This window comes from Streptomyces sp. NRRL B-1347 (assembly GCF_000720325.1).
Lineage (GTDB): Bacteria > Actinomycetota > Actinomycetes > Streptomycetales > Streptomycetaceae > Streptomyces.
This window is the reverse complement of sequence record NZ_JOJM01000200.1, coordinates 1-1,837: the sequence shown is the minus strand read 5'-3', so window position 1 is coordinate 1,837 and position 1,837 is coordinate 1. Positions and strand designations below refer to the sequence as shown.

The 1,837-nt window shown below is 67.1% G+C and carries 1 protein-coding gene; it reads left to right on the top strand.

Going from position 1 to position 1,837, the window contains the following annotated elements; translation table 11 throughout:
• Positions 1-287: 287 nt before the first annotated feature.
• Complete coding sequence (locus tag IG74_RS0144400; RefSeq protein ID WP_158858118.1) at positions 288-1,760, top strand: IS4 family transposase; 1,473 nt, start codon at positions 288-290, stop codon at positions 1,758-1,760.
• Positions 1,761-1,837: the final 77 nt, after the last annotated feature.

Sequence of the window (1,837 nt, the reverse complement as noted above, 5' to 3'; positions counted from 1 at the left end):
GTGCCCTCAACTACCTCTCACCAGCCGAATTCGAACAGCAGCACCTACGAGCAGATACACTCTCAATCGCAGCATGAGCCCCTGTGTCCACACTCCGGGGGACACCTCAAGGCCGGGAAGTTAACGAACTCGCAGGTCACGTAAGGGGCGTTGAAGGGTTCCTGACGTAGAACAACGGAGCTCGTTGGAACAGGCAGTCGACCAAGACAGCATGTATCCAAGGAGCTCCGTTGCCGTCTCATTCTGTCCTGCCGTCCGCGCTGACGGCCATTACCCGTACGGTCACTGTGGCCGCAGGCCGGTTCGCTCCGGGCCATCTGGGGGAATTGACTGCCGTGGTGCCGTTCGAACTCGTCGACGCGGTTCTGGCGGAGACCCGGACAGTGCAGCGGCGGCTGTGCGACCTGCCCTCCCGCGTCGGGATGTACTTCCTGCTCGCGATGTGTCTGTTCCCCGAGGTCGGCTACCGGCTGGTCTGGGACAAGCTGACCGGCGGCCTGGCGGGGATGCCGGTGGCCTCGCCGAGCGCGAAGGCTCTGCGGGACCTGCGCCGCCGTCTGGGATCGGCACCAGTGCGGGCTCTGTTCGATGTCCTGGCCGGTCCGCTGGCCCAGCCGGGGACACCTGGGGTGCGTTTCGGGCCGTACCGGACGGTGTCGTTCGACGGCTGCAGTTCACAGCGGGTTGCCGATTCCGATCGAAACCGCTCCTGGCTGGGCCAACGCACCAACCAGGGCTACCCGACACTGGAGTTGATGACACTGGTGGAAACCGGCACCCGGGCCCTGCTGGGCGCGGTCTTCGGCCCCACCGCCGAGGGCGAGACCAGCTACGCCAGGCGCCTGCTGCATCTGCTGCGGCCGGACATGCTCGTCCTGTGGGACAAGGGGTTCGACGGCAACGCGTTCCTCGCCGCGGTCATCGCCACACGGGCCCAGGTCCTGGGCCGGCTGCGCAGCAACCGCCGCACTCCGGTCCTGTGCCGCCTCGCCGACGGCTCGTACCTGTCGGTGCTCGGCGAGGTGAAGGTACGGATCATCGACGCACAGATCACGGTGACCTGCTCGGACGGCACCGTCTTCACCGGGGCCTACCGGCTGGTGACGACCCTGACCGACGCCCGCCGCTACCCTGCGGCCAGCCTGACGCGTCTCTATCACCAACGGTGGGAGCACGAATCCGCCTATTTCGCGCTGCGTCACACGCTCATGGGCGGCCGTCGGCTGCGCTCGAGCGATCCCTTCGGCCTTGAACAGGAAATGTGGGCACTGCTCACGCTCTATCAAGTACTGCGCACCGTGATGGTCGACGCCGCCGAATCCGTCCCGGGCACCGATCCGGACCGTTGCGGATTCACTGTCGCCCTCCAGACCGCCCGCGACCAGGTCGTAACAGCCCGCGACGTGATCACTACTACACCCGGGTCGGCCGGGATGATCAGGCACCACGTCCTGGCCTCCCTGCTCCCACCCCGACGGCCACGGGTCAGCGCCCGAAAGGTCAAGTCACCGGTCTCCCGTTACAGCGAACGCTTCGACGACGGCAGGCCCGAGACCAGTCGCCCCGTCACCGGTCTCGACATCACCGTCCTGGACCCTGCCGTCGAACAGCGCCCTTTACCGACTACCTCGCGAGATGACCGGCCCACCCACCGCTCGTCAGGGAGCCGCCGGGAGCAAGCCCTCGAACTCCTCCGCGCCGACCCCGGACGCACGTGGTCGGCCCACGAACTCGCCCTGTACTACAGCCGTGACTCGTGATCTCGTCTCTCACGGGCGGCGTTGTGGCAGCGTTGCGCGCGGGCTTGGTGGGCGCGGCGCCAGTGCGACTGGGTGAT